We start from the raw sequence: 14,863 nt of genomic DNA, 5'->3' as shown, positions 1-14,863 counted from the left end.
ATAACTGATAACTGATAACTGATAACTGATAACTGATAACTGATAACTGATAACTGATAACTGATAACTGATAACTGATAACTGATAACTGATAACTGATAACTGATAACTGATAACTGAAATTATTTTCCTAAAGTTAACTCCTCTTTTTTGCCGAGGATACCCTGGGGTCGCCAGATCATTAAAACCATGAGCAGCAGACCGATAATCATAATCCGTAAAGCCCCTAATTGGCTATCATTAAAAATATCTAATTGGGGCAGAATAAAGCGAGTCAGGGAATCGTAAGCCCAGAAAATTACTGATCCTAGTAAGGTGCCGGCATTGCTACCAGAGCCACCGAGAATGATAATAATCCAAGCGTTAAAAGTCAATAACGGCTCAAAATTAGTCGGGTAAATAGTGGTTAATTGCCATGCTAAAAAAGCCCCGGCTAAACCAGCGATCGCACCGCCTAACATCAAAGATTGTAACTTATACCAAAAGACATTTTTTCCCAAGGCCCGGGGAATTTCTTCATCTTCGCGGATAGCTTTGAGGATGCGTCCCCAAGGCGATCGCAAAAGTAATTCTAAACCAGTATAAACGAGAGCGAGGAGGACTAAAACTACCACCATCAGCCCCGCTTTGTAATTATAATCATTCAAGGCAATTACGCCGTTTATATACAGAAAAAGCAGTATTATCACCCCTAACAACCCCCAAAAGATTAAAGCTCTCTTTTGCGTCGGTTGATAGCTTTTACCGCTAATTTGCCCCGCTTCGCGCCATTGTCGTTGCAGATTGCGCCCCAATTGCCAGAGAGCAAAGATAGCAAGCAGGGTAAACAGGGCAATAATTAATAATTTGACGGGAAAACTGGGATTTATATCCAAAGGTAGGGGATAACGTTGTAGTCCGAAACTGCCTTTCGTTAACCAATCCTCGTTAAGCACCAGCAAACGAATTAACTCAGACACCCCGATGGTGACAATCGCTAGATAATCGGCTCTTAATCTCAGGGTGGAAAAACCGATGGCTAATCCCAACAATGCCCCTAGGATCGCCCCGACAATGGCGGCAAAAATCATCGGTACACCCTGTAAAGTCAATAAAACCGTGGCATAAGCCCCTAAAGTGGCAAAAGCAACGTGACCAAAGTTAATTAAGCCTGTAAATCCCCATTGTAGATTTAAACCGAGGGCAAAAATCGCGTAAATACCCGCCCAAATTGTCAGGGAAACTAAATAATCTGTCATCTTAAGTAAAAAGTAAAAAACGGGTTGGGGGAGTGAGGGAGTGGGGGAGTGGAGGAGTGGGGAGATGGGTAGAAAAAAACTGAAAAATCACATCTGATCACTGAAAAGGCTGATAGCTAACTGCTAGTATAATATCAGTTAAAACGGCCTCTGTAGCTCGATGGACAATTGTGACGAGCGGAGGGTGCTAGGCTATTAATAACGAAAAAACCTTGTCCTGTTAATTTCTATGCCTCTTTTGATTCTAATTGCCGATGATGACCCCGGTATCCGCCTAGCGGTCAAAGACTATTTAGAATTAGCAGGTTATAGTGTGGTAGCGGCGAGTAATGGTTTGGAAGCTTTAAATTTATTGGATACCTATCATCCCCATCTTTTGGTATCGGATATCAAAATGCCGCGTTTAGACGGTTATTCTTTGGTGACTAAGGTGCGGCAACAGCCAGAATTTAGGTTATTACCAGTAATTTTTTTAACCGAAAGAGGGTCAACAGAGGAAAGAATCCGCGGTTATCAAGTGGGTTGTGATATCTATCTTCCTAAACCTTTTGAGATGGAGGAATTAAAAGCAGTTATTCGCAATCTTTTAGAGCGATCACAAATGGTGCAAAGTGAACGTCAATATCAGAAATTAAAACCGGAAGAAAGCCCCAAAACTAGGGATGTTTTAACTTCTTCTTTACAGGACGATTTTAAGTTAACTAATCGCGAGCGGGAAGTGTTAGAACATTTAGCCCGGGGACTTTCTAACAGTGAAATTGGACAAAAACTGCATCTTAGTTCTCGCACGATCGAGAAATATGTTAGCAGTTTACTCAGAAAAACAACTACTAACAATCGCGCCGAATTGGTTCGTTTTTCCCTCGAACATAGACTAATCGATTAGCTGGAAGAAAAAACTTAAATTTTGTTTTTTACTTCCTCCAAAAGACTGCCACAGGAGTCTAAAAGTAGCTCGATTACGCGGTCAAAACCTTCACGGCCACCGTAGTAGGGATCGGGAACTTCTTTTTCTGGGTGATAACGAGCATAGTCACACATTAACTTGATCTTTTCTTGATATTTTCCTGTCCGATCTAGGGATAAAATATCTTGATAATTAGCTTTATCCATGGCTAGGATTAGATCAAAATTCTCGAAATCCTCGCGGGTAAATTGTCTAGCTGTCCCTTGCAGAGGAATACCGCGTTTTTTGGCCGCCGTATTCATGCGAGAATCGGGGGGAGAACCGATATGATAACTGGCAGTTCCTGCGGAATCACAGAGGATTTTAGCACTTAATCCTTCTTGTTCAATCAGATAAGTCATGATATTCTCGGCAGCGGGAGAACGACAGATATTTCCTAAACAGACGAAGAGTAGTTTATAAGGCATAAATTGACTGGTAGAATCATCACTAAATTGCCAATTATACGGCATTTCTAACATCCCGATAAAGATTTATCCTCAAAAAACTCCTCGCTGTCCATTAACCTAATTTTGGCTAATCCCAAGCTTTCTAAATAATCTTGCCACCCTTGGGGAGTATCTTCGATCGCTAATAATCCTAATACCCTAGCTACGTCTGCTACCCAGGGTAGGGTATGAATTCTATAACCCTGCCAGTTTACTTCTAAAGATAACCAAGCGGGAATCTCTTGGGGGTTAAATTGTTGGGAGGCAAGATAATCAGCTTGAAAGCAGTAAATCCGAGGTGGTTTTTGACTCTCTAACAAGGTTAAACACTCCTTCTAATCTGGACATTAATCTCTTTCCTCATATTTTAGGGGAACCTCAGCATAATTTCTGTTAAATATGAACTTCTCTTGTCAAGAAATGATTAAAAAAAAACTGATAACTAGGCCGAGTTTCCCCAAGGCAATTTACCCTTAATTCTCCCCTAAGCGAGGACGAATAATTAAATAAATTGCCGGACCGATTAGAGGCAATAGGGAAATTACCGGGAACAGGAAAGGATTTTTTAATCCCCGTCGGGTTAGATCATCTTGCAGCAAAATTGGACATAATAGGGTTAAAAGACAGAAATCTAAACTCATAACATGAATAAAACGGCTAGTTTGCCACTGATGCCAAAAATCAGACCAATTGCCGTTAATTAATCCGTAAGCGATTAAAATTGCCGCAGTAATTAGGGCAATTACTCCTAACAAAGGTGAGTCTAAAAGTTTAATGACCAGATTTTTTTTACCAGTAAAATTGCTGTTAGGTTGACGGAGAGTTAGATAGGGTAAAATAGCGAAAGCACCCACGGCAAAGGAGGCAAAAGCAAAGGGCCAAGCGATGATTTTTTGGTCACGACCATCGATAATTAAAAGGCTAGTGTAGATAAGTGGCCAAATTCCCATCAGGTTAAAAAGAGCGATAATTAACGGGTTAATATCTTGCCATTTACCAGTGGAAAGATTGATAATTAAATTTATTGTATCTGGTTGGTCGGGGGGTGCTAGTAAAAAAGCGTATAATCCGAAGCATAACCAAAGTAACCCGAGAATAATTTTTGTTAACATGGGAGTAGATAATTAGGTTAATTGAGTAATGGGAGTCCAGCAGATATTTTAGTAGAAAATTGATCAAAAGATCAAGGGATATTACCTAATCAATGATCGCTAAGTAGGTAGGCGTTAAAAATTATCAGATGCCCCCCTTATTAAGGGGAGATCCCCCCGCCTATCGGCACCCCCCTTATCAAGGGGGGCAGGGGGGATCGAACCTAAAATCCATTTTTAATTTAATTATAACCAGCTACTTAATTTTTAGGGAAGAAGACGGGAATTCATGGTTTCTGCTGGGTTAATTTCTGTACTTTGAGAGTGGAGTAAGCGAGTTTGTTCGAGGATAGTTTCTAAGTCTTCATCCGAGAATTCTTGTACATAGTTTAATTTGACTTCTTCTAGGAAGATAATTAATAACATCTCGATTCTTTCTAGACTGTGACGGGATTGTAATTCCCCGGCGAGAGATTGCCCGAAACGTTGGACTAATTGCTGCAATAAACGCTCAAAAACTTCGTCTTCTTGGGTGATCTTGTCAGCTATATTAACAAAGGATTGATACAATTGACTAGATAGGCGATTGCTCAAGTCAGTTTTTAACCCTTTCATGCCGGGTAATCGCAATAAGCTCTGATAAGCGGGAGTTTGACTGAGAATTTTCTCGATATTGTATTTAATTAAAGCTTCTGCTTCTGGTTTAACTTGCGGTAAAACCTTGTCAACAGTGCTATTAACTACTAACCGAAAAATTTCGATAACTTCATTAGTATCATTGAGATTATTATATCCACCATTAAGGGATCGATCAATAAATTTTTCCACTTGTCCTCGTCGAATATATTCCTGAATTTTATTAATAATTCTCAGGACAATTATCTCAGTAATATCTTTAGAAATTAGCGCAACTAAGCCTTTAACTGCCTGTTCTTTAATCAACCTTAAGTTAATAATTTTAACTTGATCTAGGCGAATAACGGTAGGAATAAATCGCAACCATCTCCAGATAGGAACAAACAGAAAAATATCATACCATCGCCATAACATAGCCTCGCGCCAACGCAGACCTTTATGAGTGCGAGCAATCCACCAAGTTCTCAGCATAAATTCCCAGAAAAAGATGGTTCCAAAGAAAAAATCGATCGCCTCAAAGTTATCTATCGGTCTCCCATCTTCTCCTAGGGGACGAAAATAATTAGTTTCTATTAAAGGTTGAATTTCTTGATTAAAAAACTTCAACTCTTTTTCCCAATTTTGACTAAGATAATCCCAAGTCCAAAACTTCTGAAAGGCTGCTTTTGCGGAAACATTTTCCGTTTTAAAAACCCGCAAGCGCATTTTATTTTTAATCTTCTCTAAAGTCCCAGTTTTCTCGGCAGAGACAAAGGGATTATTATCGACCATATTGACACTTTTTTGCCGCAAATTTTCTAAAATTTTCTCAATCTCTTGGCGATATTCTTGCAGATTAAACTCTGGGTTAAAGACCTTTTGATTAATTATTTGATTGAGTTTATCAACCGTCTCTAAATATTCACTGGTACTGCGATAGGGTTTAATTCCTTTCACCACATCATAATTAGCGATTCCTTTAACAAAGGGAATTTCTAGGGGTTTGTCGGGAGGTATTTGTAATTCTTGAAAGGCAATCGGCCCGAGTTGTATTGGTTCATTAAATCTTAATAAGGTTATTTGCAAGCGTCCCTGTAACCAAAAATCTCGCAGGGGAATATAGGTTAAATCGAAAATAACCAGAATATAATTACATAACACCAATAGGGCCATGCAAGTCTCAAAGAGATTGCGCGGGGAAAAACGACGGTTTCTGCTCACGGGGGTTTTAGTCAAAGTCATCGGTCTAGAAAGCACACTTTGACTATGGTAAACCGAAAACGCCTAATTTTTTGAACCAAAAACGATAGAAGTAGTGAAAAAAGAGCGGTTAAACTTAGTTCCGCCTCAGCAATTAATAGATGTAGTCTTCTATTCTGTGATAGCATCCCAGCAGATTCAGTTAAGCAGTTAAGTAGCTGGTTATAATTAAATTAAAAATGGATTTTAGGTTCGATCCCCCCTGCCCCCCTTGATAAGGGGGGTGCCGATAGGCGGGGGGATCTCCCCTTGATAAGGGGGGTGATCTGACAACTTTTAACGCCTACCTACTTATGTCTTTAGCTTAACTTTACTAGCGCAACCCTTTTAACTTTTCTGTCCTTTACTAGGCATTGTAACTCGATCTCATCAGACGTTATACAATAAATCTTGTCCCTCGATCGCATTGTCCCATGACTACCCCCTTCACTGCCGCAGAAATTGCCTCAGAAGGCATCAAACCCGAAGAATACGAAGAAATAGTCAAAAGACTGGGAAGACACCCCAACAAAGCCGAATTAGGAATGTTTGGCGTGATGTGGTCGGAACACTGCTGTTATAAAAACTCCCGGCCGCTGCTCAAACAATTCCCCACCACCGGCGAAAAAATTCTCGTCGGACCGGGAGAAAATGCCGGAGTAGTGGATTTAGGCGATGGATTGCGATTAGCCTTTAAAATCGAGTCCCATAATCATCCTTCTGCGGTGGAACCGTTCCAAGGTGCCGCTACTGGAGTCGGAGGCATCCTGCGGGATATTTTTACCATGGGGGCCCGTCCTATTGCTATCCTCAACTCCCTTCGTTTTGGTAACTTGCAAGATGCCCGCAATCGTCGCATTTTTGCCGGAGTCGTGGAAGGAATAAGTCATTATGGCAATAGTGTCGGCGTTCCCACGGTGGGCGGTGAGATATACTTTGATAATGCCTACAATGGCAATCCCCTAGTTAATGCCATGGCTTTAGGGCTAATGGAAACCGAGGAAATCGTTAAATCTGGGGCAAAAGGCCTGGGAAACCCGGTTTTATACGTTGGTTCTACCACCGGCCGCGACGGTATGGGAGGGGCGAGTTTTGCCAGCGCCGAATTAACCGATAAATCTATGGATGACCGGCCCGCAGTGCAAGTGGGCGACCCTTTTCTGGAAAAATCCCTGATAGAAGCTTGTTTAGAGGCATTTAAGACCGGTGCGGTGGTGGCGGCCCAGGATATGGGGGCTGCCGGGATCACCTGTTCTACCTCCGAGATGGCAGCCAAGGGAGGGGTGGGAATTGAATTAGATCTCGATAAAATCCCCGTCCGGGAAACCGGGATGGTTCCCTACGAATATCTGCTATCGGAATCCCAAGAAAGAATGTTATTTGTGGCAGAATCGGGACGAGAAGGCGAATTAATCGAGATTTTCCATCGTTGGGGACTTCAGGCTGTGGTCGCTGGCCAGGTAATTGCAGAACCGATCGTCCGTATATTATTTAAAGGGGAAATTGCCGCCGAAATTCCTGCCACGGCCCTAGCGGATAATACTCCTATCTATCATCGGGAATTACGGGCAGAACCGCCAGAATACGCCCAAAAAGCTCAATTATGGGAAGATGCCACTATTCCTATTCCCGAATCCTATAACGAGATTTTATTAAAACTGCTGGATAGTCCCTCGATTGCATCAAAACGCTGGGTTTATCGTCAATATGATCATCAAGTCCAGAATAACACCGTTATTCTCCCCGGTGGAGCCGATGCGGCCGTGATTCGCGTGCGTCCTCTGGGTGCTAATCCCGCAAATTCTCGGCGAGGTGTAGCGGCGACTACAGATTGTAATCCGCGATACGTTTATCTTGATCCCTATAACGGAGCTAAGTTGGCCGTGGCGGAAGCGGCCAGAAACCTTAGCTGTGTTGGTGCTGATCCCATTGCTGTCACGGATAATCTCAATTTCGGAAGTCCAGAGAATTCAATCGGTTATTGGCAATTAGCCACTGCTTGTCAGGGTATTGCCGAAGCTTGTCGGGAAATGAATACACCAGTGACTGGGGGTAATGTCTCTTTGTACAACGAAACCGTTGATGCAGCTGGCAGCCCCCAGTCTATTTATCCCACTCCCGTGATTGGGATGGTGGGATTAGTGCCGGATATCGGGCAAATTTGCGGGCAAGGTTGGCAAAAAGCGGGGGATTTAATCTATATTTTGGGTTTCTCTTTGCCAACTATCGGCGCTTCCGAATATTTAGCCGTTATTCACGGTTTGGTGACGGGAAAACCGCCGGTAATTGATTTTGAGTTAGAAAGAAAGGTACAAGCGGCCTGTCGTCAGGGAATTCGCGCTGGTTGGGTGAAATCTGCCCACGATTGCGCCGAGGGAGGTTTAGCCACTGCTCTGGCAGAATGCTCTATTAGTGGCCAATTAGGGGCGGAAATTGACCTTTCTTGGCAGCATCAAGGCCGTTTTGATGCGGTGTTATTCGGGGAATTAGCTAGTTGCATTATCGTCTCCGTTTCCCCCGAAAATCAGCAAGATTGGGAAGAATATCTAAAGACACAATTGGGAGACTATTGGCAAATAACCGGCAAAGTTAGCAAAAAAAGCGATAATCTTCGGATTTTTGACCGGGATAAACAACCGGCGATCGATGTTAGTCTAGAAACTATACAGCAAGTTTGGTCAAAAGCGATCGAAAGAAGGCTGTAATCTTGAGGCCGTCAGCTAGATAAGATGGCCGATTATATCGGTAAATAAAGGCTGATAGCTGATAAATAAATCGTTAAAAGAAGATTAAGATCGGTTAAGATTTTGTTACCAAAGTATTCTGCAGCCCCAACCCTCCCATGTCTAGCCATCCCGACTCATCTGTATCTTTTGCCAGTGTCGATAAGCCTGAAGAAGCCTGTGGAGTTTTTGGACTCTATGCCCCCGAGGAAGAAGTAGCAAAACTGACCTACTTCGGACTCTATGCCCTGCAACACCGAGGACAGGAATCGGCAGGTATTGCCACCTACGACGGGGAAACGGTGCATTGTTACAAGGAAATGGGCTTAGTTTCCCAAGTTTTTAACGAAACTGTCCTTAAAACCTTGCCGGGTACTCACGCCGTCGGTCATACTCGTTACTCTACCACTGGTTCTAGCCGTCGCGCCAATGCCCAACCTGCTGTGATCGAAACCCGTTTGGGTAAACTTTCCTTAGCACATAACGGCAATTTAGTCAATACTTTTGAGTTAAGAAATGTATTAGAAAAGCGCGGTTGTGATTTCGGCACCACCACCGACTCGGAAATGATCGCCGTCGCTATCGGTCAGGAGGTGGATAGTGGCAAGGATTGGATAGAAGCGGCGATCGATGCCTTTAGCTATTGTAGCGGGGCTTACAGCCTTGTTATCGGCACACCGACGGGAATTATCGGGGCGCGGGATCCCAATGGTGTCAGACCCTTAGTAATTGGGGTTTTGCAAGAAGAAGGTAATCCCTCCCGTTATGTTTTGGCTTCGGAAACCTGCGGATTAGATATTATCGGGGCCGATTATCTGCGGGATGTGCAGCCGGGGGAATTAGTTTGGATTAGTGAAGATGGCTTATCTTCGGTGGATTGGGCCATTAAACCGGAGAAAAAATTATGCGTTTTCGAGATGATTTATTTTGCTCGTCCCGATAGCATTGTCCACGAGGAATCTTTATATACTTATCGGGTACGTTTGGGGGAACAATTAGCCAAAGAGTCGCCGGTAGAAGCAGATATGGTGATGGGAGTTCCCGATTCGGGTATTCCAGCTGCGATCGGATTTTCGCGCATTTCTGATATTCCCTACGCGGAAGGATTGATTAAAAATCGTTATGTGGGACGGACTTTTATTCAACCAACCCAACACATGAGAGAGTCGGGGATTAAGATGAAATTGAATCCTTTAAAGGATGTTTTACAGGGAAAAAGAGTTATTATTGTTGATGATTCGATCGTGCGGGGAACCACTAGCCGGAAATTAGTTAAAGCTTTACGGGATGCTGGAGCAAGAGAAGTTCACATGAGAATATCTTCTCCTCCGGTGACTCATCCCTGTTTTTATGGCATTGATACGGACAACCAAGAGCAATTAATTGCGGCAACTAAATCGGTGGCGCAAATTCAGGCACAAATCGGGGTGGATAGTTTAGCTTATCTCAGTCAAGATGGAATGTTAACAGCAACGAAGGAAGATCCGAAAACCTTCTGTACTGCCTGTTTTAATGGCGATTATCCGATTCCTGTACCTGATAATGTTAAGCGATCGAAGTTGATCTTAGAAACAGTTAAATAGGGGTTGCTGAATAAATCTAAAAACCTTGCTGGGTAAGACTTTTAGACTTTTTATCAATCAAAAAGTACCAGAGATGGGAGTGATCGGGGGGAAAATTCAGGGACTTTTTCCCTGAAAATTAGGTAATTGACCAGGTGAAAATCGGTAAAACCCTACACCCCACACCCCACACCCTGTCCCCACGAATAACTTTTTGCCGCAAACCCTAAATAGCCTCAAGGCTAAATCCTCTGAAAACAATCGGCAATTTCCTGGGGAGTTAAAAGAGAATTAGGATAACCGGAAAGTTGTCCTAATTTTTGTGCCAATAAAACTGCTTGGGGTGGAGTTAGATAGGTTTTGGCTAAGAGATCGGTTTGATGATAAGCTTGCCGGATTGGGGCATCTAAAAGGATAGTTCCTTGACCCATAATAATTACTCTTTCGGCGTATTCTGGCATTAAATAGAGATGATGGGTGATCACAATCACGGTTTTGCCCATCTGGTGTAATTGACGACTCACCTCTAAAATTGCCTTAGCCCCTTGGTAATCTTGGCCGGTGGTGGGTTCATCAAAGACCACTATACGCGGTTCCATGGCTAAAATTGCCGCAATCACTACCCGCGCTCGATCGCCTTTTGGTAAGGAGAGAGGATGATAGAATCGATATTCTAGCAATCCCATGGCTTCTAGACTTGCTTTCGTGCGTTGGGTGACGATTTCTGGAGGATAACCGAGATTAGTCAGGGCAAATGATACTTCTTTCTCGACAGTGGTGTTAAAAATCTGATTATCGGGATTTTGGGCCACATAACCGATCGAACGAGCTAAATCACTGACAGAAAAGCTAGCGATCGAACGTCCGTCAATCATAACTTGACCGGTGGTTGCCGAGAGAAGATTGAGAAAATGCTTGACTAAAGTGCTTTTTCCTGCGCCATTTTGACCGATAATCAGCAGATATTCCCCTTCAGCAATATCGAGGGACACATCCCGCAAAGCGGTAGTACCATCGGGATAGGTATGACAGAGATTTTTTACCCTCAGTATGGGGTTTAAGGGGTCAGAAACCGATGATAAGGGAGGGTTTGGTGTTATTTGATGATAAAAGGATTTAAGCTCGTTTAAACCAGCAAAACCGCGGTCTAGGGTGACAGGAATGGACTCAATCGCCCCGATTTTCTGCTCGATCAAGGCAAAAGTAGTGGCCACTTGCGGGGGACGCAGGGCATTTTCCTGTAAACGTTGTACTTGGGAGTAGATCTCTGCCGGGGTTCCCATGGCTTCGATCGCACCCTCCCTTAATAGTACCAGGCGATCGGCATATTCGGCCATTTCCTCGGCCGCGTGGGAGACCATCACAATAGTGACACCGAGATGGCGATTTAACTCCTTAATGGTGGCGAAAACTTCCTGGGATCCCACCGGATCCAGTTGGGAGGTGGGTTCATCGAGAATTAACAAAGCGGGCTGAACTGCGAGAGCGGCGGCGATCGCTAATCGTTGTTTTTGTCCTCCCGATAGTTCCCCGGGGGATTTTTTTTCCATTCCCTCTAACCGGACTGCCGCTAAAACTTTGGGAATACGCGCTTTAATTTCCTCTCGCGGTAGCCGTAAATTTTCTAAGGTAAAAGCGATTTCATTTTCTATGGAAGTGGCTAAAAGTTGTGTTTCGGGATCTTCAAATACTGCCCCCACATAGCGGGCCAAGGTGCTAACGGGATGGGTTAAAGTATCTAAACCGGCTACCGTTGCATAACCAAAAAAACGCCCTCCGTAAAATTGGGGGACAATACCGTTAAGAGTTAAACAGAGAGTAGTTTTTCCCGCACCTGTGGGCCCGATAATACCTAAAAATTCTCCTCGATGAATTGCTAAAGAGATATTTTTAAGCACTAGATTGGAGGATTCGGGATAAATATAGGAAACTTTCTCTAATTGGGCAATGATTTCCATTATCGGTGGGGAATAGAAGACGGGAGTGGGGTAGATAGGGAGATATTTTTCAGGGAAATGCGAGTTAGGGACGCTTCTATTTTCCGCTATTTTGATCGATGAACTCGATTATCACACAGGTGGCCGAGTACGCTGTCAATTTTAAAACTATCAGAAGATTTAAGCTAAGACGTATTTAAAGGCTGCATCTGATTTTTGTAAATCTACTGAGTTGGGATTTTTAAAGGGAAACTATCTTCTAAAATTGGTCATTGCTTCCGATTTTACCACTCAATCTAAGCCTTTGGGGGGTAGAACCCCCCAAACCCCGGAGCGCATTAGTTTTTCGGTGGGATGCTTACAGGCAGCTGCTGATACATTTGTCATCATTTAAGAGTCACTGATAATTGCTGATTTTCGGTATTTCTGCAATTGTACCAGTGACTCCTCGCCCGTTCGCATAAAAACTTAATATTTCTACTCTTGACAAATTTGCTGTAAGGTGCTAAAAAAATCGGGGTAGGAAATGCCAGCTGCTTCAGCGCGATGGATAGTGGTGGGTTGACGGGAATTGAGGGCAGCGATCGCTAGACTCATGGCAATGCGATGATCGGTAAAACTGTCCACTTCCGTGCCGACTAGGCCCGTACCGCCGGTAATCTCTAAACCATCGGGTAATTCCCTTACTTTTGCCCCTAGGCGATCGAGTTGGGTGGCCATCACCGTCAGGCGATCGCTTTCCTTCACCCGTAATTCCTCGGCATCCTTGATAATTGTCGTTCCTTGCGCAAAAACCGCCGCTACTGCCAAAATCGGAATTTCATCGATCAGACGGGGTATAATCTCACCAGCGATCGTGGTTGCCTGTAGTGGACTGGATTTCACCCGCAGATCCGCCACCGGTTCCCCCGTCACCACCCGTTGATTTTCGAGGGTGATATCTGCTCCCATTGCCTGTAAAACCTGTAAAACTCCGGTTCTAGTCGGGTTTATTCCCACATTTTCGATTAATAACTCGGAATTAGGCACGATTGCTCCCGCTACCAACCAAAAGGCCGCCGAACTGATATCCCCGGGTACAATCACCGTTTGTCCAGTTAAAGTGGGATAACCCGTCACCGTGACGCTATTAGTCTCCCCATCCACCTTAATATTTGCCCCAAAAGCGCGCAGCATCCGTTCACTGTGATCGCGAGATAAAGCGGGTTCCGTGATCGTGGTTTTCCCCTCGGTTAACAGTCCAGCGAGGAGAAGACAGGATTTCACCTGTGCAGAAGCAACGGGAGAATAGTAGTGGATCGGTTGCAGAGATTCCCCAGAAACGGCTAAAGGAGCCAAAGAATTAGCTTTTCTGCCCCAAATTTGCGCCCCCATTTCCTTGAGGGGTTTCACCACCCTGGACATGGGACGCGATCGCAGGGAAGCATCACCGGTGACGACAAAAAAACGGTCCCGATGACCGGCCAATAATCCTAACATCAAGCGGATCGTCGTGCCGGAATTGCCCGCGTCAAGGATTTCTAAGGGTTCCTCAAGATTGCCTAAACCCCTACCTTTGACGATCACTTTCTCGCTGTTGAGTTGGGAAATTTCCACACCCATGGCACGAAAACAACTAGCGGTACTGCGGGGATCTTCGCCCAATAATAACCCATGAATAACGGTTTCTCCTTCAGCGATCGCTCCTAACATCAGGGAACGATGGGATATGGATTTATCGCCGGGGATAGTGATTTTTCCCCGTAATCCCGTGATTTTGGCTGGATCGATGACTAAATCTTGATGGGATTGAAGGGGGTTAAGGGTGACAATAGACATGATCGTTAGGCAGATGAAGACAAGCTCGATCTATTTTCCCCTTTTACCTCGCCCTTTCCTTGTCAAGTTATGTAAAGAATATTAAGCTAGGGTGACAGTTGATTGTTCTGGTGTGACAGGAACAAGTGAATGGAACGAACCACAGAGACACAAAGGACACAGAGATCGATCGCTCCCGTATTAGGTTAAACTTATCACACAAATAATAAGAGAGCCGCCGATTTTCCCCTAACCCTAGTATTTTTTACTAAAATGACTGCTATGATCATTTCAGATAAGTCTGATACAATCTAGACCAGTTCAACCCTTATGAACTCTGGCATTGATATTCTCAATCTTAATTGAAATGACTAAACTGATAACTGATAACTGATAACTGATAACTGATAACTGATAACTGATTATGTCTCGTCGTCAACTGTTGAGTTTTTTAATTGCAGTAATTCTGGCATTTTTTGCCCTTATTCCCGATGCTAACGCTTTAGGTGGCCCCCAACCCCCTTTAAATCAACCGGCACCCGATTTTAGCCTACCGACTAACACGGGAGAAGGGAATATTTCCCTATCGGATTATCGGGGTAAATGGGTAGTTTTGTATTTTTATCCCAAGGATTTTACCCCAGGCTGTACCCTAGAAGCGCGGCGTTTTCAGCAGGATTTGCCGAAATATATGGCTAAAAATACGCAAGTTTTAGGGGTAAGTGCCGATGATGTCGATTCTCATGCGGAATTTTGTGACTCGGAGGGGTTAAAATTTCCCTTACTGGCAGATACTACCGGAGATGTTAGTAAAGCCTATGGTTCTTGGATGGGTTATGTTTCCCTGCGCCATACCTATCTTATCGATCCGCAGGGGATTTTAAAAGAGATTTATTTAGGGGTAAATCCTGCCATTCACAGCGCCGAAGTTTTAGCACGTTTAGAGGAATTACAGGCGACTTCTTGATTTTGACAAGCAAGAATGCCGATGGAGGGGTTTTTACTCCAAAGGCATCTCTAATTTAGCAGTGAAAGTTATTGGTCAAGCAGTTAAGATTGGGTAATATAATCATCATTAACCAATCGGACTTAATTTATTACTGATTATCAGCTTTGAAAGACTTCTGGCGTTGCATAATAGAGATATGAATGGAGGAAATCAAAATGCAATGCCCTGAATGTAAATCTACCCATATCCGTAAAAATGGCATCAATAAACAAGGTAAACAAAATCCTATTTGTGTAACCTGTGGCCGTCAATTTATT

Annotated in this window: 12 protein-coding genes; 5 read left to right on the top strand and 7 right to left on the bottom strand. The window is 43.6% G+C overall.

Features of this window, described 5'->3' with window-relative positions; translation table 11 throughout:
- Positions 1–122: 122 nt before the first annotated feature.
- Positions 123–1,238: a branched-chain amino acid ABC transporter permease gene (locus tag IM485_RS20515; RefSeq protein WP_287745275.1), complete on the bottom strand. Its 1,116-nt coding sequence runs from the start codon at positions 1,236–1,238 to the stop codon at positions 123–125.
- Positions 1,239–1,467: 229 nt separating this feature from the next.
- Between IM485_RS20515 and IM485_RS20510 the strand changes: the two genes are divergently transcribed.
- Complete coding sequence (locus tag IM485_RS20510; RefSeq protein ID WP_002742402.1) at positions 1,468–2,124, top strand: response regulator transcription factor; 657 nt, start codon at positions 1,468–1,470, stop codon at positions 2,122–2,124.
- A 14-nt stretch (positions 2,125–2,138) separates the two neighbouring features.
- Here the strand turns inward: IM485_RS20510 and IM485_RS20505 are convergent, their stop codons facing one another.
- The 4 genes from IM485_RS20505 to IM485_RS20490 all read right to left on the bottom strand — a co-directional run bounded on the left by IM485_RS20505 (position 2,139) and on the right by IM485_RS20490 (position 5,581).
- On the bottom strand, positions 2,139–2,657 hold the full coding sequence (locus IM485_RS20505) for a low molecular weight protein-tyrosine-phosphatase (RefSeq protein ID WP_287745277.1): 519 nt from the start codon (positions 2,655–2,657) through the stop codon (positions 2,139–2,141).
- Between the two features lie 2 nt (positions 2,658–2,659).
- Positions 2,660–2,953, bottom strand: coding sequence for a hypothetical protein (locus IM485_RS20500; RefSeq protein WP_002733401.1), 294 nt, complete (start codon positions 2,951–2,953; stop codon positions 2,660–2,662).
- Between the two features lie 153 nt (positions 2,954–3,106).
- On the bottom strand, positions 3,107–3,745 hold the full coding sequence (locus tag IM485_RS20495) for a DUF2834 domain-containing protein (protein ID WP_287745273.1): 639 nt from the start codon (positions 3,743–3,745) through the stop codon (positions 3,107–3,109).
- A gap of 246 nt (positions 3,746–3,991) precedes the next feature.
- Positions 3,992–5,581 carry a hypothetical protein gene (locus IM485_RS20490; protein ID WP_104397299.1) on the bottom strand — a complete coding sequence of 530 codons (1,590 nt, stop codon included), beginning with the start codon at positions 5,579–5,581 and terminating at the stop codon, positions 3,992–3,994.
- Between the two features lie 431 nt (positions 5,582–6,012).
- Between IM485_RS20490 and purL the strand changes: the two genes are divergently transcribed.
- Positions 6,013–8,283: a phosphoribosylformylglycinamidine synthase subunit PurL gene (gene purL, locus IM485_RS20485; protein ID WP_287745271.1), complete on the top strand. Its 2,271-nt coding sequence runs from the start codon at positions 6,013–6,015 to the stop codon at positions 8,281–8,283.
- A gap of 137 nt (positions 8,284–8,420) precedes the next feature.
- Positions 8,421–9,884, top strand: coding sequence for an amidophosphoribosyltransferase (purF, locus tag IM485_RS20480; protein WP_106909260.1), 1,464 nt, complete (start codon positions 8,421–8,423; stop codon positions 9,882–9,884).
- A gap of 221 nt (positions 9,885–10,105) precedes the next feature.
- Here the strand turns inward: purF and IM485_RS20475 are convergent, their stop codons facing one another.
- Complete coding sequence (locus IM485_RS20475) at positions 10,106–11,821, bottom strand: ABC transporter ATP-binding protein (protein WP_104397296.1); 1,716 nt, start codon at positions 11,819–11,821, stop codon at positions 10,106–10,108.
- 456 nt (positions 11,822–12,277) lie between these two features.
- Positions 12,278–13,618, bottom strand: a complete 1,341-nt coding sequence (gene aroA / locus IM485_RS20470; RefSeq protein ID WP_287745268.1) for a 3-phosphoshikimate 1-carboxyvinyltransferase — start codon at positions 13,616–13,618, stop codon at positions 12,278–12,280.
- Positions 13,619–14,021: 403 nt separating this feature from the next.
- On the opposite strand from aroA, the gene IM485_RS20465 reads away from it, so the two are divergent.
- Both IM485_RS20465 and IM485_RS20460 read left to right on the top strand, forming a co-directional pair.
- A complete protein-coding gene (locus tag IM485_RS20465; RefSeq protein ID WP_104397294.1) occupies positions 14,022–14,564 on the top strand; it encodes a peroxiredoxin in 543 nt (180 codons plus the stop codon).
- Positions 14,565–14,761: 197 nt separating this feature from the next.
- Positions 14,762–14,863, top strand: a 102-nt coding sequence (locus IM485_RS20460) for an IS1/IS1595 family N-terminal zinc-binding domain-containing protein (protein WP_502882201.1), incomplete at its 3' end; no start/stop codon positions are given.

Source organism: Microcystis sp. M169S2 (assembly GCF_020245865.1).
Lineage (GTDB): Bacteria > Cyanobacteriota > Cyanobacteriia > Cyanobacteriales > Microcystaceae > Microcystis > Microcystis ichthyoblabe_A.
The sequence above is the reverse complement of the archived record's forward strand: the minus strand, read 5'-3'. Positions and strand labels throughout refer to the sequence as shown.

What these genes read in the sequence shown, in the direction of transcription:
- IM485_RS20515 (WP_287745275.1), bottom strand. Translation starts at nt 1,238, where the DNA reads ATGACAGATTATTTAGTTTCCCTGACAATTTGGGCGGGTATTTACGCG.
- IM485_RS20510 (WP_002742402.1), top strand. Translation starts at nt 1,468, where the DNA reads ATGCCTCTTTTGATTCTAATTGCCGATGATGACCCCGGTATCCGCCTA.
- IM485_RS20505 (WP_287745277.1), bottom strand. Translation starts at nt 2,657, where the DNA reads ATGCCGTATAATTGGCAATTTAGTGATGATTCTACCAGTCAATTTATG.
- IM485_RS20495 (WP_287745273.1), bottom strand. Translation starts at nt 3,745, where the DNA reads ATGTTAACAAAAATTATTCTCGGGTTACTTTGGTTATGCTTCGGATTA.
- IM485_RS20490 (WP_104397299.1), bottom strand. Translation starts at nt 5,581, where the DNA reads ATGACTTTGACTAAAACCCCCGTGAGCAGAAACCGTCGTTTTTCCCCG.
- purL (WP_287745271.1), top strand. Translation starts at nt 6,013, where the DNA reads ATGACTACCCCCTTCACTGCCGCAGAAATTGCCTCAGAAGGCATCAAA.
- purF (WP_106909260.1), top strand. Translation starts at nt 8,421, where the DNA reads ATGTCTAGCCATCCCGACTCATCTGTATCTTTTGCCAGTGTCGATAAG.
- IM485_RS20475 (WP_104397296.1), bottom strand. Translation starts at nt 11,821, where the DNA reads ATGGAAATCATTGCCCAATTAGAGAAAGTTTCCTATATTTATCCCGAA.
- aroA (WP_287745268.1), bottom strand. Translation starts at nt 13,618, where the DNA reads ATGTCTATTGTCACCCTTAACCCCCTTCAATCCCATCAAGATTTAGTC.
- IM485_RS20465 (WP_104397294.1), top strand. Translation starts at nt 14,022, where the DNA reads ATGTCTCGTCGTCAACTGTTGAGTTTTTTAATTGCAGTAATTCTGGCA.